Genomic DNA, 25,821 nt, shown 5'->3' on the forward strand with positions numbered 1-25,821 from the left:
AATGGTTATGTGGAGGTTTACCAATGTTTAAAGATTTTTTCAATAGAAGTAGTAAAAAGAAAAAGTATGTAACTGTATCTGATTCAAAACAAAGTGACGTACCAGCTGGTATCATGACAAAATGCCCAAAATGTAAAAAAATCATGTATACCAAAGAATTGTCTGAAAATCTGAATGTTTGTTTTAACTGTGACCATCATATTGCATTAACAGCATATGAGCGTATAGAGGCAATTTCAGATGAAGGCACATTTGTAGAGTTTGATAAAGGAATGACCTCTGCAAACCCATTGGACTTTCCAAGCTACGAAGAAAAAATACAAAAAGATCAACAAAAGACAGATTTAAATGAAGCAGTAGTTACAGGAACAGCTCAACTTGATGGTGTAGAATATGGTGTTGCAGTCATGGATGCACGATTTAGAATGGGGAGTATGGGTTCAGTTGTTGGAGAAAAGATTTGTCGAATAATCGAGCACTGTATTGAAAACCGTTTACCATTTATTCTATTTTCAGCAAGTGGTGGTGCAAGAATGCAAGAAGGAATCATTTCATTGATGCAAATGGGTAAAACAAGCGTTTCATTAAAACGTCATGCAGATGCAGGCTTGTTATATATTTCATATTTAACAAATCCTACAACAGGCGGTGTATCAGCAAGTTTTGCCTCAGTTGGTGACATTAACATTAGTGAACCAAAAGCGTTAATTGGCTTTGCAGGACGTCGTGTAATTGAACAAACTATAAACGAGAAATTACCTGATGATTTCCAAACAGCAGAATTTTTATTAGAGCATGGGCAACTAGATAAAGTTGTACATAGAAAAGAAATGAGACAAACGTTGTCTAGTATTTTGAAACTGCATCAAGAGGTGAAAAAAAATGCTTGATTTTGAAAAGCCACTTTTTGAAATAAAAAATAAGATAGAGTCATTAAAAGAATCGCAAGAAAAAAATGACGTAGATTTGCAAGAAGAAATCGAAATGCTTGAAGCTTCATTGGAACGTGAAACAGAGAAGGTCTATACAAATTTAAAACCTTGGGATCGTGTGCAATTAGCACGTTTACAAGAAAGACCTACAACTTTGGATTATATTCCATATATCTTTGATTCATTTATAGAACTTCATGGAGATAGAAACTTCCGAGATGATCCTGCAATGATTGGCGGTATCGGTTATATAAATGGTCAACCCGTCACAGTGATTGGTCAACAACGCGGTAAAGATACAAAAGATAATATTTATAGAAATTTTGGAATGGCACATCCAGAAGGTTATCGTAAAGCTTTGAGATTAATGAAACAGGCTGAGAAATTTAATCGACCAATTTTTACATTTATTGATACTAAAGGTGCTTATCCTGGTAAAGCGGCTGAAGAAAGAGGGCAAAGTGAATCTATTGCTAGAAACTTAGTTGAAATGGCTGCCTTAACTGTGCCAGTAATATCAATTGTCATCGGAGAAGGTGGAAGTGGTGGCGCACTAGGTTTAGGAATCTCAAATCGTGTATTAATGCTTGAAAATAGTACATATTCTGTTATATCACCTGAAGGTGCATCGGCGTTATTATGGAAAGATAGTAATTTGGCGAAAATTGCTGCGGAAACAATGAAGATAACAGCAGAAGATTTGCATGAATTAAACATCGCAGATGAAGTAGTTAAAGAACCTATTGGTGGCGCACATCAAGATGTAAAAACACAAGCTGCAAATATTAAAATTGCATTTGAAAATCATTTAACTACACTATCAAACTTAACCGAACAAGAATTAATTGAAGATCGATATAATAAATTCAGAAATATTGGTTCATATACCGAATAATAAATAAATCCTCTACATTGATAAATTGTAGAGGATTTATTGTGGTCAATTATAAATTGATATAGCTGTTTAGAATGTAAATGAAAAAGGTAGATACGTATTAGAAATGCATTTAGATAATAGTGAAAAATGAGCAAACGCTTTCTATACCGAAATCTTAATCTACCTCTATTAAAAACGTTTACATTGGTCATAATACCTTATTTTAATGGCATGCACATAGAATTTATGGTATTTTTAGAGTAAGAAATTCAAGTTAGAAAGGTATGTCGTCATGAAAAAAATTGCAGTGTTGACAAGTGGTGGAGATTCACCAGGTATGAACGCAGCGGTTAGAGCTGTTGTTCGTAAAGCGATTTATAATAACATTGAAGTTTATGGTGTTTACCAAGGTTATCAAGGGTTGTTAAACGATGAAATCGAGAAGCTTGAACTTGGTTCTGTTGGTGATACAATTCAACGTGGTGGTACATTCTTGTATTCAGCTAGGTGTCCTGAATTTAAAGAACCTGAGGTACGTAAAAAAGGTATAGAGAACTTACGTAAAAGAGGTATAGAAGGACTTGTAGTTATCGGTGGTGACGGTAGTTACAGAGGTGCTCAACGTATTAGCGAAGAATGCCAAGAGATTCAAACAATTGGAGTTCCTGGAACAATTGATAATGATATAAATGGTTCAGACTTTACAATTGGTTTTGATACTGCTTTAAACACTATTATCGAATGTGTAGATAAAATTCGTGACACAGCTTCAAGTCACGCGCGTACTTTCATTATCGAAGTCATGGGTCGTGATTGCGGAGATTTAGCATTATGGGCCGGTTTGTCTGTTGGTGCAGAAACGATTATAGTGCCAGAAGTTGAGACTGACATCAAAGAAGTTGCAGAAAAAATTGACCATGGTATTAAACGTGGTAAAAAACATTCTATCGTAATGGTAGCTGAAGGTTGTATGTCTGGTGAAGCTTGTGCGAAAGAATTAACTAAATATATCAATGTAGACGCACGTGTTTCTGTACTAGGACATATTCAACGTGGCGGAAGCCCAAGTGGAGCTGACAGAGTGTTAGCATCACGTATGGGAGGGTATGCAGTTGATTTATTATTAGAAGGAAAATCTGCAGTTGGTGTAGGTATCCGTAATAATGTATTAATTGATACGCCATTTGATGATATATTCAAAACTGATGATCATGAATTTGATTATGAAACGTTTGAATTGACTAAAGAATTATCTATTTAAAAATACTGGGAGGCATTAATAATGAGAAAGACTAAAATTGTTTGTACTATAGGGCCAGCATCTGAATCAGAAGAAATGTTGGAGAAATTAATTAAAGCAGGGATGAATGTTGCACGCTTAAACTTTTCACACGGTGATCATGATGAGCATAAAGCACGTATTGATACAATTCGTAAAGTATCTAAAAAATTAGGTAAAACTGTTGCTATTTTATTAGATACAAAAGGCCCAGAAATTCGTACGCACAACATGAAAGATGGCGCAATTGAACTAGTTAAAGGTTCTGAAGTCATTGTCAGCATGACTGAAGTAGAGGGTACGCCTGAAAAATTCTCAGTAACTTATGATAACTTAATCAACGATGTTGAAGAAGGTTCATATATTTTATTAGATGATGGTTTAATTGAATTACAAGTTAAGAAAATTGATAAAGCAAACGGCGATGTTGTTTGTGACGTATTAAATACAGGAGAACTTAAAAATAAAAAAGGTGTTAACTTACCAGGTGTTAAAGTAAGTTTACCGGGTATCACTGATAAAGATGCAGATGATATTAATTTCGGTATTCGTGTTGGTGTAGACTTTATCGCTGCAAGCTTTGTACGTCGCCCAAGTGACGTGTTAGATATTCGTAAATTGTTAGAAGCACAAAATAATACGAATATCAGTATTATTCCTAAGATTGAAAACCAAGAAGGCATTGATAATATTAAAGAAATCTTAGAGGTTGCTGATGGATTAATGGTAGCTCGTGGTGATATGGGTGTTGAAATCCCACCAGAATCTGTACCAATGGTTCAAAAAGATCTTATCAGACAGTGTAATAAATTAGGTAAACCAGTTATTACAGCTACACAAATGTTAGATTCTATGCAACGTAACCCTCGTGCGACACGTGCAGAAGCAAGTGACGTTGCCAACGCAATTTATGACGGTACAGACGCTGTTATGTTATCTGGTGAAACAGCTGCAGGACAATATCCAGAAGAAGCTGTAAAAACAATGAGAAATATTGCGGTTTCAGCTGAAGCAGCACAAGATTACAAAAAATTATTATCAGACCGTACAAAACTAGTTGAAACTTCATTAGTCAATGCAATTGGTGTGTCTGTAGCACATACTGCATTAAACTTAAGTGTTAAAGCAATCGTAGCTGCGACAGAAAGTGGTTCAACTGCACGTACAATCTCTAAATATCGTCCGAAATCTGATATTATTGCTGTTACACCGAATGCAGAAACTGCTCGTCAATGTGCATTAGTTTGGGGAATTTATCCAGTTGTTAAAGAAGGACGTAAGACAACAGATGCATTATTAAATAATGCAGTAGCGACTGCTGTTGAAACTGAACGCGTTCAAAATGGTGATTTAATCATTATTACAGCTGGTGTACCAACAGGTGAACAAGGTACAACTAACATGATGAAATTACATTTAGTTGGCGATGAAATTGCTAAAGGTCAAGGTGTTGGTAGAAATTCAGTAGTAGGCCATACTTTGGTAGTAAACGATGCAAGTGAATTAGAAGGCAAAGACCTTTCAGATTCTATTATTGTAACGTCTTCAGTTGACGAAACTTTAGTACCTTATATTGAAAACGCAATTGGTTTAATTACTGAAGAGAATGGTATTACTTCTCCAAGTGCAATTATTGGATTAGAAAAAGGTATTCCAACTATTGTTGGTGTTGAAAATGCCACTAAAGAAATCCAAAACGATGTATTAGTTACAGTAGATGCTAATCACGGTAAGATTTTTGAAGGATATGCTAACGTTCTATAATATATTTAATTATCAGAAACAATAGCTTTATATTATCTATGTATGCACCCCCATATTAATGGGGGTGTTTTTTTATTAATATATATGCCTATGTGAGAAATAAATGTATTTTGCAGGTGCATTTTGAAATTACAATTCAATATTTGACCCGAAATATAAGCGTGTTTATTTTTTGGAAAATTTTAAGGTGATCTGTTTGAGTATATAAATATTCAATTTTATTTGGACTTAAAAATAATTTAAGTATATAAAAAAGACTGATTGAAATCCTAAAAATTTCAATCAGTCTTTTAAATAGTAACAACAATGATTACGTTGCCCGCTAAATTTTAAATACTCTAGAATAATTATTTGAATAACTAACTATGTATTTATGCAACTACACTAATAAAGTTATTATGATTTTTCTATTTTCTTATACCTCAGATACATTAAGCATAAGATGATAAACCAAATTGGTGTTAAGAATACAGCGATTCTTGTATCGGCATTCACAAATAATAAACAGAACACTAATACAAAGAATATTAAAATGACATATGCCATATTTTTACCACCAGGTAATTTGAATGTTGCTTTTTTATGTGCATCCGGATTGCGACGGTGGTAATTGATATATGCTACAGTGATCAATGTCCAAACTACTATAAACAATACTGTTGATATAGTTGTAATATATGTGAACACCAATGTAGCGTTTGGAATGATATAGTTCAATAATGCTGCGATTAGTAATAATGCACATGATGCAAAAATTGCAATGTGTGGAACACCGTTTTTATTTGTGCTACTCAAAATCGGTGGCGCTTGATCCTTCTTAGAAAGGCCGAATAACATACGGCTATTTGAAAAGATACCACTATTACAAGAAGATGCTGCAGCAGTCAAAACTACAAAGTTTATAATTCCAGCTGCAAACGGAATCCCAATTAACGCAAATAATCTAACAAAAGGACTTTCTTCAGGATTGATTTGTGCCCATGGAATAATAGACATAATTACTGCTAAAGCACCGACATAAAACACTAAAATACGTAATGGTACGCTATTAATTGCTTTTGGTAATGTAGTTTTTGGATCTTTAGTTTCGCCAGCTGTTACACCAATTAGTTCTATTCCTACAAATGAGAAGAGTGCCATTTGGAATGACATTACAAAACCACTTACACCTTTAGGAAAGACACCATTGTTATATAAGTTGGTTAATGATGCATGACCAAATTGTGTCTTGTATGCCATGATGATCATAATAGCACCGACAACGATTAATGCTATAATAGTGACAATTTTTATAATTGCAAACCAGAATTCTAATTCGCCAAATAATTTAGCGCTTAATAAGTTTAATGACATTAAGACAAGTACACAGAATAATGCGCTTAACCAGTTTGGTACGTTCGGGAACCAGAAACTGACATATTTAGCAACGGCAGTAACTTCTGCCATACCAGTGATAATCCAGCACAACCAATAAGTCCAACCGGTCACGAAACCTGCAAATGAACCGATATATTCATTTGTAACGTCTGCAAAGGACTTGAAGTTTGTGTTCGCAACTAAAATTTCTCCCAATCCTCGCATAAACATAAATAACATAAAGCCAATTATGATGTATGTAAGTAATATTGACGGACCTGTTAAAGCAATAGTTTGTCCAGCACCTAGGAATAGTCCAGTTCCTATTGCTCCCCCAATTGCAATAAGCTGAATGTGACGATTACTTAGTTCTCTTTGTAATTGATTTTTCCCCATATTAATAACTCCTTTATTTAGCTAATTATTATTATGCTATGCTATTAAAAATAAAACAACTATTTTTATAAACATTAAAATACGAAGAAGTTTCAAAATACATTAATTATTTGTTATTAAACATGATAACGAATTGAAAAGTTATAAAAATTGATGTGTATCAACTTACATATTAAAATGTATATATAACCATTTATAGGTTTTAGCAATTATAGGCATATAAATAAATGAATATTTCTTATGTTATGGTATTGAAGATGTTTTTTATCTATCTTAAGTTGTTCACAAAATTGACTAGATTGGATATAATGTATTATGAAAGCCATTTCATAATGAAATAGAAAAGGGGAAATTTATATATGGCAGAGTTACAAAAAGGTTTAGAAGGGGTAATTGCATCTGAGACAAAGGTGAGTTCTATTATTGATAGTCAATTGACTTATGCTGGCTATGATATAGATGACTTAGCTCAAAATGCTGAATTTGAAGAAGTAATTTACTTATTATGGCATTATCGATTACCAAATAAAGAGGAATTACAAGAACTTAAAGATAAACTCTATGAGTATATGACTTTGAATCCAAGAGTTTACAATCATTTTAAAGAGTATGCAACGAGTAATGTACACCCAATGACTGCTTTAAGAACTTCAGTGTCTTATATTGCACATTTTGATTCACATGCAGAAGATGAAAATGAGTCTCAAACAATGGAACGCGCCGTACGAATCCAAGCAAAAATTGCATCATTAGTAACTGCATATGCGCGAGTAAGACAAGATAAAGAAATTGTTAAACCTAATAAAGATTTAAATTATGCAGGTAACTTCTTGTATATGCTCAGAGGAGAACTACCTACTGATATTGAAATTGAAGCTTTCAACAAAGCATTAGTATTACATGCAGATCATGAGTTGAACGCATCGACATTCACAGCAAGATGTGCAGTATCTTCTTTATCTGATATGTATTCAGGTATTGTGGCAGCTGTTGGATCATTAAAAGGACCACTTCATGGTGGTGCAAATGAACGTGTAATGAGCATGTTATCAGAGGTAAAATCAATTGATGAAGTTGATGCGTACATAGATAACAAAATTAAGAACAAAGAAAAGATAATGGGCTTCGGTCATCGAGTATATAAAGATGGAGATCCAAGAGCTAAGTATTTAAAAGAAATGAGTAGAAAGATAACTTCTGAAACTGGGCAAAGTCAATTGTTTGATATCTCAGTGAAAATTGCAGATAAAATGAAAGCAGAAAAAGGATTAATCGCAAATGTCGATTTCTTTAGTGCTACTGTTTATCATAGTATGAATATCGAACATGATTTATTCACGCCAATCTTTGCAGTGAGCAGAACGTCTGGTTGGATTGCACACATCTTAGAGCAATACCGAGATAACAGAATTATGCGTCCAAGAGCTCAATATATTGGCGAAACGAACAGAACTTATGAGCCAATTGAAGAAAGATAAATTTATTTCTAAAGTGAAACAAACTAAATTGTAGCGATATGTTACAGTTTAGTTGTAAAGATACTATCCATTAAATAATATTACGGAGGTTTTACACATGGCAGGAGAAAAAGTAGTAAAAACAAATGAAGGTTTAACAGTACCAAACAATCCAATTATTCCATTTATTATCGGTGACGGTATCGGACCAGATATCTGGAAAGCTGCAAGTAGAGTTATCGATGCTGCTGTTGAAAAGGCATATAACGGTGAAAAGAAAATTGAATGGAAAGAAGTATTGGCAGGACAAAAAGCCTATGATGAAACAGGTGAATGGTTACCACAAGAAACTTTAGATACGATTGATGAATATTTAATCGCAATCAAAGGACCTTTAACTACACCAATTGGTGGAGGCATCCGATCATTAAATGTTGCTTTAAGACAAGAGCTAGACTTGTTTACTTGTTTACGTCCGGTACGCTGGTTCCAAGGAGTGCCTTCTCCTGTTAAACGACCTGAAGATACAGATATGGTTATTTTCCGTGAAAATACTGAAGATATCTATGCGGGTATTGAATTTAAAGAAGGTACACCTGAAGCTAAGAAATTAATTGATTTCTTACAAGATGAAATGGGAGCTAAAAATATCAGATTCCCTGAAACTTCAGGTATTGGTGTAAAACCAGTTTCTAAAGAAGGTACGGAAAGATTAGTACGCGCTGCTATCCAATATGCTTTAGACAATAATCGTAAATCGCTTACGCTTGTACACAAAGGTAATATTATGAAATTCACTGAAGGTGCATTTAAACAATGGGGCTATGATTTAGCACATAATGAATTTGGTGATAAAGTATTCACATGGCAACAATATGATGAAATTGTTGAAAAAGAAGGTAAAGATAAAGCGAATGCAGCTCAAGAAAAAGCAGAAAAAGATGGTAAAATTATCATCAAAGATTCAATTGCTGACATTTTCTTACAACAAATTCTTACAAGACCATCAGATCATGATGTAGTAGCTACAATGAACTTGAATGGTGACTATGTTTCTGATGCATTAGCAGCACAAGTAGGTGGTATTGGTATTGCGCCTGGAGCGAATATTAACTACGAAACAGGACATGCAATTTTTGAAGCAACACATGGAACAGCTCCAAAATATGCAGATTTAAACAAAGTTAACCCTTCTTCAGAAATCTTAAGTGCAACATTAATGTTAGAACACTTAGGTTGGCAAGAAGCTGCAGATAAGATTACTGCTTCAATCGAAAAAACAATCGCTTCTAAAGTTGTAACGTATGACTTTGCACGTTTAATGGATGGTGCAAAAGAAGTATCAACTTCAGAATTCGGTGATGAATTAATTAAAAACCTATAATTTCAAATAAGACCTGGTTTGCTTGTTTAATAGCAACCAGGTCTTTTTATATTTCGTATCAATCTTTTTTGAAACAACGCTCGTTTTTTATTGATAATTTTATATTTATTTATTTTAAATGTTAAGGTTTTATGAAGCAGGTTTTAAGGAATAACATATATAAGTATTTTAAAATGCATAGTGCAGTCTTTATAGACAGAAAATGATACTTTAACAATTACTTAATATTATGCAAATATGAGCTTAATGTAAAGTTTATGTAAATATCGTTTAAACTATGTTATTTTTATTAAAACTTAAGTTATAATCAACATGTAAACATAAATATGGAGGTACATTATGTCACAAAAAGTACTTGTAGTAGATGATGAACAATCTATTGTAACATTGTTAAAATACAATTTAGAGCAAGCAGGATACATAGTAGATGTTGCTTATGATGGAGAAGAAGCATTAGACAAAGTAAACACTACAAATCCAGAATTAGTCGTATTAGATGTTATGCTTCCCAAAAAGGATGGTATTGAAGTTTGTAAGACAATTAGATCGGATAAAAATCTGGTGCCAATACTAATGTTAACGGCAAAAGATGATGAATTTGATAGGGTTCTTGGTCTCGAACTTGGTGCAGATGACTATATGACTAAACCATTTTCTCCAAGAGAAGTAGTGGCAAGAGTAAAAGCAATTTTAAGAAGATCTGCAATGATAAATGAAGCAAAAACAATAGAAGATGATGAATCAGATATTATTATTGGTTCGATACGAATTAGACCAGAGTACTTTGAAGTGTATAGAGATGATGTGTTATTAGAATTAACGCCTAAAGAGTTTGAACTGTTATTGTATTTAATAGAAAGACAAGGACGAGTAATCACGCGTGAACATATGTTAAACTCAGTTTGGAATTATGAATTTGCAGGGGATTCACGTATAGTAGATGTACATATCAGTCACTTAAGAGATAAGTTAGAAGAAAATCCTAAGCAACCTAAATTAATTAAAACTGTACGTGGTTTAGGGTACAAGTTAGAAAGACCTAAGGTTTAATGTTGAAATTTCATCAACGACTCTTATTTCTTTTGTGTACGATTGTAATCCTTAGTTTTTTAGCCTTAGGAGCAATCATTTCACATGTCGTTTATAATACAATTTCGAATAGCCAAAATGGTGATTTGGAACATCAAGCTCAACATATATTAAATCTATATAATCAGGAAAAGAAATCTGAGATTATAAATATTGCTAAAAATGAAAAACTTACCGTAGAAATTAAAGAAAAAGATGAAGTGTTATTTACAACAAAAAAAGGGCTAACGATAAATAAAGAGATATATAATGAAGCGAATCCTTCAACATTAATTTACGACAATGTACATAACGATCGACGCTTTACATTTCATACAGATTTAGAAGATAAACAAATTTATATTAGTGGTATCAACAATTATATTCTTGATTTGCAAATTAAAATATGGAAATATATTGCTTTGATTGGTTTATTCGTTCTTATTATTATGTTTGCAGTTGTTAGAAGTATTAATCGTACGTATATCAGACCAATAAATGAAGTGACATATGCCACTAATTTATTGGCAGAAGGATATTATCATGTACGTGTTCCAGAAAGTAATGTGAAGGAAACACGAGAACTATTTGTAACGACAAATGAATTAGCAAGGAAGTTACAATTGCTAAATCACAAACAAAAATTACAATCTAATAGATTAAAAACTACTGTTGAAAATATACCGAGTTCTATATTAATGATTGATAAATATGGTGAAATTGTAGTTGCAAATCGTGCGTATTATGAAGTGTTTACTCCTGATGAGGCTGTTGAACATAGAAGTTATAGTGATTTTATAGATGTAAAAATTCAAAAATTGATAACTGAGGCTTTTAAAGTTGAAAAGCCAGTGTATGATCAAGTTGAGTTAACATTGAATCAAGTTCATCAAAAGTATTTTGATACTGCATGTGTGCCTATTTTATCTAAATCTAAAAAGCATCTCTATGGCATGGTTTTAGTGTTACACGATATTACAAATTTGAAAAAATTAGAAAATTTACGTCGAGAGTTTGTAGCAAATGTATCACATGAATTGAAAACACCTATCACATCTATCAAAGGTTTTGCAGAAACATTATTAGATGGTGCGAAAAATGATGAACAAACGCTAACAGACTTTTTAAATATCATTTCAAAGGAATCGGATCGCATTGAAACATTGGTGTTTGATTTACTAGAGCTTTCGCATGTAGAACAGCAAACAGAAATTGAAACAGAACTTGTAAGTCTATCGGATATCGCAAAATCAACAATTCAAAATATGTATACAATAGCTGAAGATAAAAATATTACAATTATAGATGAAATTGATTCTGACATCGTCATCGATGCAAATAAGGATAAAGTGTCACAAGTTGCAATTAACTTATTATCTAATGCTATTAGTTATTCTGTAGAATCTAGTCAGGTCATTGTCAGAGTCTATAAAGAAATGAACAAACGTATTTTAGAAGTACAAGATTTTGGAATGGGCATTGACGAGGAAAATCAAAAGCATATTTTTGAACGATTTTATAGAGTGGATAAAGCCCGAAGTAGAGATAGCGGTGGTACTGGATTAGGGTTATCTATTACAAAACATATTATGGAAGCACATAATGGAAGAATTAATGTAGTGAGTAAACCAAATGAAGGTTCAACTTTCATAGCAACATTTTTTGAAAAAGATGAAGAGTAATATTGAAAAACAACCGATCTAATTTAGGTCGGTTGTTTTATTGTAGCTGGCTGTTATAAATAATTAGTTGAATGTCAACGTGCATAGAAATAAATTATTTCAAATTCTATTCTATATGTTAAATCGAAGCATCATTATGTAATTTAAAGAGGTAAATATATTATTGTACATAGTTTTTTGCTCATCAAAGTGTAGTTCAGAATCGTTGGATATAACTTTTGAAAGTGAAAGGTTTCTCTATTAGATAACTTTATTTTTAAACGCAGATAATTACTGCGAATCAATACGGATTAAAAGTATATTTATGATAAAATGAAAGGAAAATATGTGTTGGAGGTTAATATATTGAATAAACTAGTCTTAATTGATGGTAATAGTCTTAGCTTTAGAGCTTTTTATGCATTACCACTTTTACAAAATAAGGCAGGGATACACACAAATGCCGTATATGGTTTTGCGATGTTACTAGAGAAAATAATTAAAGAAGAACAACCTACACATTTCTTAGTGGCATTTGATGCTGGAAAGACGACATTCAGACATGAAACATATGGTGAATATAAAGGTGGGCGTCAAAAGACACCACCAGAATTAAGTGAACAATTCCCTTATGTACGTCAGTTATTAGACGCTTATCAAATAAAGCGTTATGAGTTAGATAATTATGAGGCTGATGATATTATCGGTACTTTAAGCAAAGAAGCAGACCAAGCTGGATTCGAAACGATCATTGTCACTGGTGATCGTGATTTGACACAACTAGCTACCGATAATGTTACGATTTATTATACGAAAAAAGGTGTCACTGATGTTGATCATTATACACCTGCCTTTATTGCAGAGAAATACGATGGGTTAGTACCAAATCAAATCATTGATATGAAAGGTTTGATGGGTGATACATCAGATAATATTCCTGGTGTAGCTGGTGTTGGTGAAAAGACGGCTATAAAATTGTTGAAACAATTTACTACAGTAGAACATGTTTATGAAAATATTGACAATGTATCCGGTAAAAAATTGAAAGAAAAGCTTGAAAATAGTAAAGATGATGCAATTATGAGTAAAGCATTAGCAACAATTAATTGTGAAAGTCCAATTGAAGTGAAAATAGACGATACCAAACTTCCAGATTCATTAGATGAGTCTGCAAAAATAGAATTATTCAAAAAACTAGAATTTAAACAACTTTTAGATCAAATTGATGTAGACGGTACTGCTGACAATATAGAAGAAAAAGAAATTAATGTCGAAACTGATTTTAAAAACATTGATTTTAAATCATTGAAAACGGCCAATATACATTTTGAGTTAGATGGTACAAACTATTTAAAAGATGAGATATTAAAATTTGGATTATTTGATGGGACGCATTACGTTGTAATAGATGCAAGTATCATGCATGAAGATGAAAATCTAATAAAATGGTTAGAGAATAGCGAAACTGAAAAAATTGTTTATGATGCTAAAAAATCATATATTACCGCGCATCGGTTAAATATAGATATTAAAAATATAAGTTTTGATATTATGTTAGCAAGTTATATTATCGATCCGTCGCGTAGTATTGATGATGTACATTCTGTTGTTTCGCATTATGGACAATATTATGTTCAAGAAAGTGTGAACGTATACGGTAAAGGAAAAAAGAGACAAGTGCCAGATGATACAATATTAAATCATTATGTTGCTACAATTATAGAGTCGATACATCAATCTCATCCATTGATGAGTGAACAACTTGCTGAATATAATCAAGAGGAACTGTTATTTGATTTAGAATTGCCGCTAGCAGAGATATTGAGTCAAATGGAAGAAATTGGAATCTACACAGATGTTAATGATTTACAAGCTATGGAAAAAGAAATTCAAAGCAAACTAGATGACTTGATACAAAATATTTATGATGCAGCTGGGGAATCATTTAATATTAATTCGCCTAAACAGTTGGGAGTTGTATTATTTGAGAATTTACAACTTCCAGTAATAAAGAAAACAAAGACGGGTTATTCAACAGCAGTGGATGTGCTTGAACAATTAAAAGGTGAGCATCCGATTATTGAATTTATCTTAGAGTATAGACAACTAGCAAAGTTACAATCAACATATGTTGAAGGTTTGCAAAAAGTTATTAGTCAAGATAATCGTATTCATACTCGTTTTAATCAGACTTTAGCTCAAACTGGAAGACTGTCATCAATTGACCCTAACTTGCAAAATATACCAATACGACTAGAAGAAGGTAGAAAAATTAGAAAAGCATTTAAATCAACTGATGAAAATAATGTTATCTTTTCTGCCGATTATTCACAGATTGAACTACGTGTATTAGCGCATATTACACAAGATGAAAGCATGATGCAAGCTTTCATTAATGATGAAGATATTCATACTGCAACTGCAATGAAAGTATTCGATGTTCAACAAGATGAAGTCAATGGTATGATGCGTCGTCAAGCTAAGGCAGTAAACTTCGGTATTGTATACGGAATTAGCGATTATGGTTTAAGTCAAAGTTTAGGTATAACAAGAAAACAAGCAAAGCAGTTTATTGATGATTATTTAGATAGTTTCCCAGGTGTTAAACAATATATGGAAGATATCGTCAAAGACTGCAAAGCAGATGGTTATGTTGAAACATTACTGCATAGAAGACGCTATATCCCTGACATAACGAGTAGAAATTTCAATTTGAGAAGTTTTGCTGAACGAACAGCAATGAATACGCCAATACAGGGCAGCGCAGCAGATATAATAAAGTTAGCAATGGTTAATTTTGCCAATGCGATTGATAACACAGATTTTCATGCAAAATTATTATTGCAAGTACACGATGAATTAATCTTTGAATTACCTGAAAGTGAAGTTACAGAATTCGAAAAATTTATAGAAGATATCATGGATAATGCATTGGACTTAGATGTGCCGCTTAAAGTGGAATCTAGTTACGGTAAAACATGGTATGATGCGAAATAGAAAGTTGGTACAAAATGCCGGAATTACCAGAAGTTGAACATGTAAAAAGAGGAATAGAACCTTTTGTTGTAGGTCAAAAAATAGCAGGCGTACATTTTTCTAAAAAGGTTCAAGAAGGGAAGGCAGCACATAAAGAAACGATTATCAAAGGTATGGAGTTGGATACATTCCAATTATTCACACAACAATACGTGATTGATAAAATAGACCGAAGAAGTAAATATATCGTTTTTTACCTTTCTAAACAAAACGAACATAGAATTTTAATCAGTCATTTAGGAATGGCAGGTGGATTTTTTGTTGTAGATAAAATTGAGGATATCACTAATGCTAACTATAGAAAGCATTGGCATGTTGTTTTTAAATTAGCTAATGGCAAACTGCTTGTTTATTCTGACATTCGTCGATTTGGAGAAATCAGAAATGTACCATCATTTGATGCATATCCTTCATTTTTAGAAATTGCTCCTGAACCATTTGAATCACAAGCTTTAGCACATTATTTATCATGGTTTGATAAGAAGTTGTATCAAAATAAGCCGATTAAACAAATGATTTTAGATCATAGAGTTATTTCGGGTTGTGGAAATATTTATGCATGTGAAGCATTGTTTAGGGCAGGCATTCATCCTGCAAAAGTGAGTAAAACATTAAACCATCAAGAGAAAGAAATGCTATTTTATTATGTTCGAGAAGTATTAGAAGCGGGTATAAAAAATGGAGGTACAAGCATATCGGATTACCTTCATGCTGATGGTAGTAAGGGTACAATGCAACTACATTTAAATGTATATAAACAAAAGATATGTAAAGTATGTGGTACTGAGATTGAGACACAAATTATTGCAACTCGAAACAGTCATTTTTGTCCAACATGCCAAAAGTAAAGGAAGAGTGAATATTATGCCAAAAGTCATAGGTTTAACTGGTGGTATTGCAACTGGAAAATCAACTGTATCCGAATTGTTAACAGCACATGGTTTTAAAGTTGTCGATGCTGATATTGCTTCTAGAAAAGCAGTAGAAAAAGGAACAACTGGTCTTGCTCAAATAAGGGATCAATTTGGAAAAGAAGCCATTCAATCTAATGGTGAAATGGATAGAAAATATGTTGGGGAACTTATTTTCAATCAACCAGAAAAACGATTGGAATTAAATGCAATTGTACATCCAATCGTACATGATATTATGGAGAAAGAGAAAAATGAATATTTGGAACAAGGGTATAATGTGATTATGGATATACCATTACTCTATGAAAATGAGCTACAAGATACTGTTGATGAAGTTTGGCTCGTTTATACATCTGAAAGTATTCAAATTGATCGATTGATGGAACGAAATGATTTAAGTTTAGAAGACGCTAAATCACGCGTATTAAGCCAAATTTCGATTGATAAAAAACGACGAATGGCAGACCATGTCATTGATAATAGAGATACAAAATTAGAATTAAAACAAAATGTTGAGGAACTTTTAATCGAAGAAGGTTATATTGAAAGTGAATCTATTGATATATAATTATATTAAATAATAAGTTGAGCGAGCATTTTATTTTTGTTAAATGAATGATGAATAGGTTGTTTGAAATTCAAATTAAATAATACTTGTACGACAATAGTAATGATGATTAAATTCAGATTAGCAATTGTCAGTTCATGTAGAGTCTAAGACATAAAGTTCTTGGGCAAGTATAAGAAGGTAATTTCTATTGTAAGAATATAGAAATTGCCTTTTTAATATTCTCAGTTATTATTTCGCGTAATTTTTAAGTAGTTCGATGTAAAATCACATATAAATATGAAGTATTTTAACGAGACTTTTGAGTGAACAAGACAAGCTGATGACTAGAGGCAGAAACTGTCCTCTATGAAAGCGAGCTAATATTGCGAAGTATTGAATAAAAAGCACACAGATAAATTGAATTAATTTATCTGTGTGTTTCTTTTCTGGGATTAATGTCCCAGTCATTTTATTTAAAATATAATCTATTGAAATGATCATGCGAGATATTAGTTCAATGAAAATGTATGTCAAAATGACCGAATGACCTATAAGGCTGCACCTATTACTGTCGTTATAATTACAGTGATAGGTTAAAATGCTTTAATAAAAAATGAGGACTACATTTTACTTTAATTTTCCTAATTTCAGTAAAATAGAAATTCAAGTTAGATCTATTCAAGGTAAAATAAAAAATTTAAAATTCCCGAAAGAAAACGCTTTCTTATTTAAAGATTTATGTTATACTATTTCCATAAAGTATAACACAAAGATGAGGGGTGCTTTTAATGGCTACAAATATTGCAATTAACGGTATGGGCAGAATCGGAAGAATGGTATTAAGAATCGCATTGAAAAACAAAAACTTAAATGTGGTGGCAATTAATGCAAGCTACCCTCCGGAAACAATTGCTCATTTGATTAATTACGATACGACTCATGGTACATACGATTTAACAGTTGAACCTGTTGAAGATGGTATCAAAGTGGATAATCATGAAATTAAATTGGTTTCTGATAGAAATCCTGAAAATTTACCTTGGAAGACAATGGGTATCGATGTTGTCATTGAAGCAACTGGTAAATTTAATCACGGTGATAAAGCAATTGCACATATAAATGCTGGTGCAAAGAAAGTATTGTTAACTGGACCATCCAAAGGTGGCGACGTACAAATGATTGTTAAAGGAGTGAATGATGATAAATTAGATATTGAATCTTTCGATATTTTTAGTAATGCATCATGCACAACAAATTGCATAGGTCCTGTTGCAAAAGTATTAAATGATCAATTTGGAATTGAAAATGGATTGATGACTACAGTTCATGCAATTACCAACGACCAAAACAATATTGACAATCCGCACAAGGATTTACGAAGAGCTAGATCTTGTAATGAAAGTATTATTCCAACGTCTACTGGAGCTGCGAAAGCACTCAAAGAAGTATTGCCTGAATTGGAAGGTAAATTACATGGTATGGCTTTAAGAGTACCAACGAAGAATGTATCATTAGTTGATTTAGTTGTAGATTTAGAAAAATCAGTGACTGTTGAAGAAGTTAATGAAGCATTTAAAGTCAATACATTAGGTAATGTGATTTCAACTGAAGACGCACCTTTAGTATCAATGGATTTTAACACGAATTCACATTCAGCCATTATAGACACACAAAGTACAATGGTGATGGGGGATAATAAGGTTAAAGTTATTGCTTGGTATGATAATGAATGGGGATATTCAAATAGAGTCGTAGAAGTAGCGGCACAAATTGGTATATTAATTGCTGATAAAGCATCTGCAGTAGTTAATTCATAATTGCGATAAAAAGTAAAACAACTCTTATAAATAACATGATGTTTTATTCAATGTTATTTATAAGAGTTTTTATATTGTGAAGAAAAAATATATTAAAAATGAACCGTTGATAGTGTAAAATAAAAATTTTCATATAATAAAACAAGTTAATTTAACACTATCTGACCAAGTGTGATGCCATTCTTTTGTGCTATCAATATTTATAGTATAATGAATATTAATCAAATTGGGAGGGTGATAAGACGATGAAATGCCCGAAATGTAATTCGACGCAATCACGTGTCGTTGACTCAAGACATGCTGATGAAGTAAATGCGATTCGTAGAAGAAGAGAATGCGAGAAGTGTGGGACACGTTTCACTACTTTTGAACATATAGAGAAAAGACCATTAATTGTCGTGAAGAAAGATGGTACTAGAGAGCAGTTTTTACGTGAAAAAATATTAAACGGACTCGTGCGTTCATGTGAAAAAAGACCAGTACGTTACGAACAATTAGAAGAAATTACAAATAATGTGGAATGGCAATTACGAGATGCTGGACAAGCGGAAATTTCTTCTCGTGAAATTGGTGAGCATGTGATGAATTTATTGATGCATGTGGACCAAGTATCTTATGTTAGGTTTGCATCAGTTTATAAAGAGTTTAAAGATGTCGATCAATTATTACAGTCGATGCAAGGAATATTAGCTGAAAATAAACGGAGTGATTCGTAAATGGATTTACAATCGTATGATTATGGATTACGTCCACATGATAATTTTAGAGTGGTTCGAAATTTTGAGATTAATCAACAACACTTGCAAATTTTAAATCGACTGTTCACACCGCTTATCGGTCCAGATGCTATCGGTTTATATCATTATTTAAATCAATTTGTTAATCAATCGTCAGATTCGATAAACACACATTATATAATTATGAGCGAGTTAAAGATCAATTTATTAGAATTTCGTAAACAAATGGACGTATTAGAAGGTATAGGTTTAATGAAATCTTATGTTAAACACGATGAACAACATTCTTCCTTTATTTATCACCTTGTACAACCACCATCTGCTAAACAATTCTTTAGTGATCCTATGCTCTCCGTATATTTATATAGTGAAGTGAGTAAACAAAGGTATCAACAGTTGAAATTGTATTTTGAAGAACAAAATAAAGTCTCATTACAGCATTTTCAGGAAGTCACAAGGAATTTTACTGATGTATTTAAAGTGCCGAATCATCATGTACATGTCGATACGAGCCTTATTCCTGAGGATGAACCTTATGAGGGTATTGAACTCTCTGATGTAAAATTTGATTTTGAGACATTATTTGATTTGTTGCAAACACATTTTATAAGCAAAAAAATTATCAATAAAGAAGCGAAAAATTTAATTACACAATTAGCTACACTTTATGGTCTAACACCAGAGGCAATGAAACGCATCATATTAAAATCCATAACGAGTGCACAAGAATTATCTTTTGAAGAATTAAGAAAGCATGCTAGAACGTATTATTTAATAGAGCATGAACAAAATTTACCTAAATTAGAGAAAAAGGTAGATTCTGATATAAAAAGTGTTTCAACAAATAAAGTTGAAGTGAAAAACGAACAGCAAAGTTGGTTGCAGCAATTGGAAGAAACAAGTCCTATTGATATGTTAGCTTCATGGTCTGAATCTGAACCGACTGCCCAACAAAAGTTTATGATAGAAGATTTAGTCGAAAGAGAACAACTATCTTTTGGTGTGATTAATGTATTATTGCAATTTGTAATGTTAAAAGAAGATATGAAACTACCTAAAACATATATTTTAGAGATTGCTTCGAATTGGAAGAAAAAAGGCATTAAGACAGCGGAACAAGCATATCAACATGCATTGAAAGTAAATCAGGCTCAAACAGAACCACGAAATCAAATGCCTAAATACAAACAACGTCAACTTGCCTCTAGAGAAATGACTCCAAAATGGTTAGAAGCGAAAGAGAATGAAAGTAATGAAATGAAATCTGAAAATAAACCTGAAGAGGACGAAAAATTAAAAGCAGATCGAGAAGCATTTCTCAAACATCTAAAGCAACAGTGGAAGGAGGAATAAATTATGAAATCATTTAGTAATATAATGGGAGATTCAAATAATTTTTCAAAACGTATTGCCAAAATAAAAAAAGATGTAATAAATGATCCAGATGTAAAGGTTTTTTTAGAGAATAATCAAAAGGACCTAACAAATGCGATGATTGATGAAGACTTAAATATATTACAAGAATATAAAGATCAACAGAAACATTATGATGGGCATGCATTTGAACAATGCCCTAATTTTGTTAAAGGACATGTGCCAGAGTTATATATAGAGCAAGGACATATAAAAATTAAATATTTACCATGTCCTTGTAAGATCAAACACGACGAAGAAAAATTCAATTCTCATTTAATCACTTCACATCATATGCAACGTGATACGTTGAATGCCAAACTAGAAGATATTTATATGTATGAAAGAGATAGGCTAGATGTTGCTATGGCAGTCAACAAAGTTTGTGAGCAAATTACTAACAACGAATCACCTATTAAGGGTTTATATTTATATGGTCCTTTTGGAACTGGTAAATCATTTATAATGGGTGCTATCGCAAATCAATTAAAAACTAAAAAAATCCCTTCAACTATTGTATATTTACCTGAATTTATTCGAACATTAAAAGGTGGATTTAAAGACGGTTCGTTTGAATCTAAACTGTCTAGAGTTAGAGAAGCTAATATATTAATGCTAGACGATATTGGTGCTGAAGAAATTACACCATGGGCACGTGACGAGGTGATTGGACCACTTCTACACTATCGTATGGTCCAAGAGTTACCAACATTTTTTACATCTAATCTTAACTTTGAAGAACTCGCACATCATCTTTCTGTAACTAGGGATGGCACTGAAAAGACGAAAGCTGCAAGAATTATGGAACGTATTAAATCTTTAGCTACACCATACTACTTAGAAGGAAAAAATTATAGGAATGATTGAATTATTGCATAATTGTTGTATAATATAGATAAATCTAAATCAATATGAAATTGTCAAAGACATGATGAATCAGTTAATACTTTACAGAGAGCCAAGTGAGTTGAGAATTTGGTAGGTATACTTGTTCATTACTACTTTGTAAATGATGTGCTAAATCACATCCGGCTCAAGACCGTTATCTTAAGTAGAGTAGGCACAGTTAACTTTAAGTTAAACAATGTCTTATTTTAGGGTGGTACCACGATGACCTCGTCCCTTTTGGGATGGGGTTTTTTTGTTTTTTTAAGTAGGTATTTGATAGTTCACTATTGATTATAGTATATGTAAAATTAGGAGGGTAATTATGGAGCAAATTAATATAGCATTTCCAGATGGCAATTCAAAGGTGTTTGATAAAGGTACGACTACTGAAGACATAGCACAATCTATTAGCCCTGGTTTACGTAAAAAAGCTGTAGCAGGTAAATTGAACGGACAATTGATCGACCTAACTCGACCAATCGACATAGATGGAGAAATTGAAATCGTAACACCAGGTAGTGATGAAGCATTAGAAGTGTTGCGACATTCAACAGCACACTTAATGGCACAAGCTTTAAAACGCTTGTATGGTAATGTTTGCTTCGGTGTAGGGCCGGTTATCGAAGGTGGATTTTACTACGATTTTGATATGGAAGAAAGTATTTCATCTGATGATTTTGAAAAAATTGAAAAGACAATGAAACAAATTGTAAATGAAAATTATCCAATAGAACGTAAAGTTGTTTCAAGAAATGAAGCAAAAGCATTCTTTAGCGATGATCCTTATAAACAAGAATTGATTGATGCAATTCCTGAGGATGAAAATGTAACATTGTATTCACAAGGTGAATTCACAGATTTATGTCGTGGCGTACATGTTCCAACAACTGCAAAAATTAAAGAATTTAAATTATTATCTACTGCAGGTGCATACTGGCGTGGAGATAGCAATAATAAAATGTTGCAACGAATTTACGGTACAGCGTTCTTTGACAAAAAAGATTTGAAAGCACATTTAAAAATGCTAGAGGAAAGAAAAGAACGTGACCATCGTAAAATTGGTAAAGAATTAGAATTATTCTCAAATAATCAACTTGTAGGTGCTGGGTTACCATTATGGTTACCAAATGGTGCGACAATTCGTCGTGAGATTGAACGTTATATTGTCGATAAAGAAGTAAGTATGGGATATGATCACGTGTATACACCAGTTATGGCAAATGTTGATCTTTATAAAACATCTGGTCACTGGGACCATTATCAAGAAGATATGTTCCCAACAATGAAATTAGATGAAAATGAAGAGATGGTGCTACGACCTATGAACTGTCCACACCATATGATGATTTATGCAAATAAACCTCATTCATATCGTGAATTGCCAATACGTATTGCAGAATTAGGAACAATGCATCGTTACGAAGCAAGTGGTGCGGTTTCAGGATTGCAACGTGTTCGTGGCATGACGTTAAATGATGCTCACATTTTCGTACGTCCAGATCAGATTAAAGAAGAATTCAAACGCGTTGTTAATTTAATTATTGATGTTTACAATGATTTTGGTTTTGAAAATTATTCATTCCGATTAAGTTACCGTGATCCTGAGGATAAAGAAAAGTACTTCGATGATGATGATATGTGGAACAAAGCGGAAAGTATGTTAAAAGAAGCGGCTGATGAATTAGAGTTAGATTACGAAGAGGCGATCGGTGAGGCGGCATTCTATGGTCCTAAACTAGACGTACAAGTTCAAACTGCTATGGGTAAAGAAGAAACATTATCAACTGCTCAACTGGACTTCTTATTACCTCAAAAATTTGATTTAACTTATATTGGTAATGATGGTGAACAACATCGACCTGTCGTAATACACCGTGGAGTAGTTTCTACAATGGAACGCTTTGTTGCATTCTTAACTGAAGAAACTAAAGGTGCATATCCTACTTGGTTAGCACCAAAACAAGTTGCAATTATTCCAGTTAATGTGGATTTACATTATGATTATGCACGTCGCATACAAGATGAGTTAAAATCGCAAGGTGTTCGTGTAGATATCGATGATCGTAATGAAAAAATGGGCTACAAAATTAGAGAAGCACAAATGCAAAAAATTCCATATCAACTTGTAGTTGGTGACAAAGAAGTAGAAAATAATGAAGTGAATGTGCGAAAGTATGGTTCACAAGATCAAGAAACACTAGAAAAAGATGAGTTTATTTGGAATTTAGTTGATGAAATTCGATTGAAAAAACAAAGATAGTCTTGAAAGTCTGTATAAAATAATGTATATTACAAGTTAGTGAAATAAACAAAAATTCATAAAAATTTGAGTTAGAGGTTGCGTTTTTAAATAGTAAGTTACTTGATGTCGACTGGGACAAATGATGGATAACTGAAAGGTGAAATCGCCGAAACAATTATTGTCCATTTGCAATATTTGTTGGGTCAGTTTTCGAAAGAAACTGAACTGTCACATATGTGATGTGCTACCTATATACATGCTATTATTAAATTGGTTGCATATCTATCAGGTATGCAACCTTTTTTTAGGCGTTGAACTATAAAGCATACGCTTCGGGAAGAGCAAAATTTATAGTGGACTACTGATATGGACAGATGGATTTATATCAGTTAATTAAAACTATAATAATACTGGCTATAAACATATAGAAAGTTAACCTCTAAGTTTACAAAGAAAGGAAGCTTCTATGGCAAAACAAAATAATCAGAATGACGGTATACAAAGAGGACTTAAAGACCGTCATATTTCAATGATCGCAATCGGCGGATGTATCGGTACTGGATTGTTTATGACATCAGGCGGTGCGATACATGATGCAGGTGCGTTAGGAGCATTGTTAGCCTATGCAATTATCGGTGCGATGGTATTTTTCTTAATGACTTCACTTGGTGAAATGGCAACTTATTTACCGGTGTCAGGGTCATTTAGTACATATGCTACAAGATTTGTTGATCCATCACTTGGATTTGCACTGGGTTGGAACTATTGGTTTAACTGGGTAATAACTGTTGCGGCAGATGTTACGATTGCTGCACAAGTAATTCAATACTGGAGCCCGTTAGCAGGTATGCCAGCTTGGATTTGGAGTTGTCTGTTTTTAGTTATTATATTTGGCTTAAATGCTTTGTCTGTACGTGTTTATGGAGAAAGTGAATATTGGTTTGCTTTAATTAAAGTAGTAACGGTAATCATTTTTATAGCTATCGGTTTATTAACGATTGTAGGTATTATGGGAGGCGAAGTTGTCGGCTTTGATACATTTACAAAAGGAAATGGCCCAATCTTAGGAGATGGTATCGGCGGCAGTCTATTATCAATTTTAGGTGTATTCTTAGTTGCCGGGTTCTCATTCCAAGGAACTGAATTAATCGGTATTACTGCTGGTGAATCTGAAAATCCAGAAAGAGCGGTACCTAAAGCCATTAAACAAGTTTTCTGGAGAATATTATTGTTCTACATTTTAGCGATTTTTGTAATTGGTATGCTCATTCCTTATGATAGCTCAGCATTAATGGGTGGAGGAGATAGTGTAGCTACATCACCATTTACACTCGTGTTCAAGAATGCAGGACTTGCATTTGCAGCATCATTTATGAATGCTGTTATATTAACTTCAGTATTGTCTGCAGGAAATTCGGGTATGTATGCATCAACACGAATGTTATATTCAATGAGTAAAGACAAACTTGCTTTTCCTATATTTGGAAGAACGAATAAGTACGGTGTGCCATATATGTCATTGATTGTAACTGGGGTTATTGTAATCGGTATTTTCTTATTGCAACACGTAAGTGGGGATGCTTATCAATACATTGTTGCTGCAAGTGGTATGACTGGATTTATTGCTTGGGTAGGTATTGCGATAAGCCATTATAGATTTAGAATGGCTTTTAACAAACAGAATTATGATAAATCTAAATTAAAATACACAGCAAAATTATTCCCATTTGGACCTATATTTGCAGGGTTCTTATGTGTGGTTGTAATAATTGGTCAAGATGTTGATTTTATAAAAACTGGAGATTTCGATTTAAACCGTTTTATCATAACGTATATGGGAATTCCAGTATTCTTGATTTTCTTCATATATCACAAATTACGTTATAAAACGAAAAAAATTCCATTAGAACAAGTTGATCTCCGTCAAGATGTCAAAATGGATGAAGTAAAAGAAATTAAATAAAACTGTTGACTTAAATGATTAATGTTGATATGATAGGTAACGTTGAATACGAAACGAACCAAGAAGAAACTCCCGTTTCTCACCTGT

At 32.8% G+C, this 25,821-nt stretch carries 18 protein-coding genes, 1 riboswitch and 1 other annotated feature (1 of these 20 running past the window's edge); of the genes, 17 read left to right on the forward strand and 1 reads right to left on the reverse strand.

Going from position 1 to position 25,821, the window contains the following annotated elements; all coding sequences use genetic code 11:
* Positions 1-23: 23 nt before the first annotated feature.
* From accD to pyk, 4 genes are all read left to right on the forward strand, one after another.
* Positions 24-890, forward strand: coding sequence for an acetyl-CoA carboxylase, carboxyltransferase subunit beta (gene accD / locus MHZ36_RS04110; RefSeq protein WP_239229796.1), 867 nt, complete (start codon positions 24-26; stop codon positions 888-890).
* Positions 883-1,827, forward strand: a complete 945-nt coding sequence (locus MHZ36_RS04115) for an acetyl-CoA carboxylase carboxyltransferase subunit alpha (protein WP_239229797.1) — start codon at positions 883-885, stop codon at positions 1,825-1,827. The genes accD and MHZ36_RS04115 overlap by 8 nt, the downstream gene beginning before the upstream one ends.
* A gap of 274 nt (positions 1,828-2,101) precedes the next feature.
* Positions 2,102-3,070: a 6-phosphofructokinase gene (gene pfkA / locus MHZ36_RS04120; protein ID WP_239229798.1), complete on the forward strand. Its 969-nt coding sequence runs from the start codon at positions 2,102-2,104 to the stop codon at positions 3,068-3,070.
* 21 nt (positions 3,071-3,091) lie between these two features.
* A complete protein-coding gene (gene pyk, locus MHZ36_RS04125; RefSeq protein ID WP_239229799.1) occupies positions 3,092-4,852 on the forward strand; it encodes a pyruvate kinase in 1,761 nt (586 codons plus the stop codon).
* Between the two features lie 396 nt (positions 4,853-5,248).
* Here pyk and MHZ36_RS04130 read toward each other — a convergent pair whose 3' ends face one another.
* A complete protein-coding gene (locus tag MHZ36_RS04130; protein WP_239229800.1) occupies positions 5,249-6,604 on the reverse strand; it encodes an amino acid permease in 1,356 nt (451 codons plus the stop codon).
* 359 nt (positions 6,605-6,963) lie between these two features.
* Between MHZ36_RS04130 and MHZ36_RS04135 the strand changes: the two genes are divergently transcribed.
* From MHZ36_RS04135 to MHZ36_RS04200, 13 genes are all read left to right on the forward strand, one after another.
* Entirely contained in the window at positions 6,964-8,082 is a 1,119-nt protein-coding gene (locus MHZ36_RS04135) for a citrate synthase (RefSeq protein ID WP_239229801.1), read from the forward strand.
* 97 nt (positions 8,083-8,179) lie between these two features.
* The gene (gene icd / locus MHZ36_RS04140; RefSeq protein ID WP_239229802.1) at positions 8,180-9,445 is read left to right on the forward strand and encodes an NADP-dependent isocitrate dehydrogenase; all 1,266 of its coding nucleotides are present in this window, start codon (positions 8,180-8,182) and stop codon (positions 9,443-9,445) included.
* Positions 9,446-9,784: 339 nt separating this feature from the next.
* Positions 9,785-10,495 carry a response regulator transcription factor gene (locus MHZ36_RS04145; RefSeq protein ID WP_239229803.1) on the forward strand — a complete coding sequence of 237 codons (711 nt, stop codon included), beginning with the start codon at positions 9,785-9,787 and terminating at the stop codon, positions 10,493-10,495.
* A complete protein-coding gene (gene pnpS / locus MHZ36_RS04150; protein ID WP_239229804.1) occupies positions 10,495-12,195 on the forward strand; it encodes a two-component system histidine kinase PnpS in 1,701 nt (566 codons plus the stop codon). The genes MHZ36_RS04145 and pnpS overlap by 1 nt, the downstream gene beginning before the upstream one ends.
* A 345-nt stretch (positions 12,196-12,540) precedes the next feature.
* Entirely contained in the window at positions 12,541-15,171 is a 2,631-nt protein-coding gene (gene polA / locus MHZ36_RS04155) for a DNA polymerase I (RefSeq protein WP_239229806.1), read from the forward strand.
* Positions 15,172-15,185: 14 nt separating this feature from the next.
* A complete protein-coding gene (gene mutM / locus MHZ36_RS04160) occupies positions 15,186-16,058 on the forward strand; it encodes a bifunctional DNA-formamidopyrimidine glycosylase/DNA-(apurinic or apyrimidinic site) lyase (protein ID WP_239229807.1) in 873 nt (290 codons plus the stop codon).
* A gap of 16 nt (positions 16,059-16,074) precedes the next feature.
* Positions 16,075-16,692, forward strand: a complete 618-nt coding sequence (coaE, locus tag MHZ36_RS04165) for a dephospho-CoA kinase (RefSeq protein ID WP_239229808.1) — start codon at positions 16,075-16,077, stop codon at positions 16,690-16,692.
* 770 nt (positions 16,693-17,462) lie between these two features.
* Complete coding sequence (gap, locus tag MHZ36_RS04175; protein ID WP_239229810.1) at positions 17,463-18,491, forward strand: type I glyceraldehyde-3-phosphate dehydrogenase; 1,029 nt, start codon at positions 17,463-17,465, stop codon at positions 18,489-18,491.
* A 245-nt stretch (positions 18,492-18,736) separates the two neighbouring features.
* Positions 18,737-19,207, forward strand: a complete 471-nt coding sequence (nrdR, locus tag MHZ36_RS04180) for a transcriptional regulator NrdR (RefSeq protein ID WP_239229811.1) — start codon at positions 18,737-18,739, stop codon at positions 19,205-19,207.
* Positions 19,208-20,581: a replicative helicase loading/DNA remodeling protein DnaB gene (locus MHZ36_RS04185; RefSeq protein WP_239229812.1), complete on the forward strand. Its 1,374-nt coding sequence runs from the start codon at positions 19,208-19,210 to the stop codon at positions 20,579-20,581.
* Positions 20,582-20,584: 3 nt separating this feature from the next.
* Positions 20,585-21,508: a primosomal protein DnaI gene (dnaI, locus tag MHZ36_RS04190; protein ID WP_239229813.1), complete on the forward strand. Its 924-nt coding sequence runs from the start codon at positions 20,585-20,587 to the stop codon at positions 21,506-21,508.
* Between the two features lie 343 nt (positions 21,509-21,851).
* Complete coding sequence (thrS, locus tag MHZ36_RS04195) at positions 21,852-23,789, forward strand: threonine--tRNA ligase (RefSeq protein WP_239229814.1); 1,938 nt, start codon at positions 21,852-21,854, stop codon at positions 23,787-23,789.
* A 64-nt stretch (positions 23,790-23,853) separates the two neighbouring features.
* Positions 23,854-24,026: riboswitch (Lysine riboswitch) on the forward strand.
* A gap of 211 nt (positions 24,027-24,237) precedes the next feature.
* Positions 24,238-25,734, forward strand: a complete 1,497-nt coding sequence (locus tag MHZ36_RS04200) for an amino acid permease (protein ID WP_239229815.1) — start codon at positions 24,238-24,240, stop codon at positions 25,732-25,734.
* A gap of 54 nt (positions 25,735-25,788) precedes the next feature.
* Positions 25,789-25,821: a sequence feature (ribosomal protein L20 leader region), on the forward strand; it runs 95 nt beyond the window's last position.

The sequence above is a fragment of the Staphylococcus sp. ACRSN genome (assembly GCF_022346615.1).
Taxonomy (GTDB): domain Bacteria; phylum Bacillota; class Bacilli; order Staphylococcales; family Staphylococcaceae; genus Staphylococcus.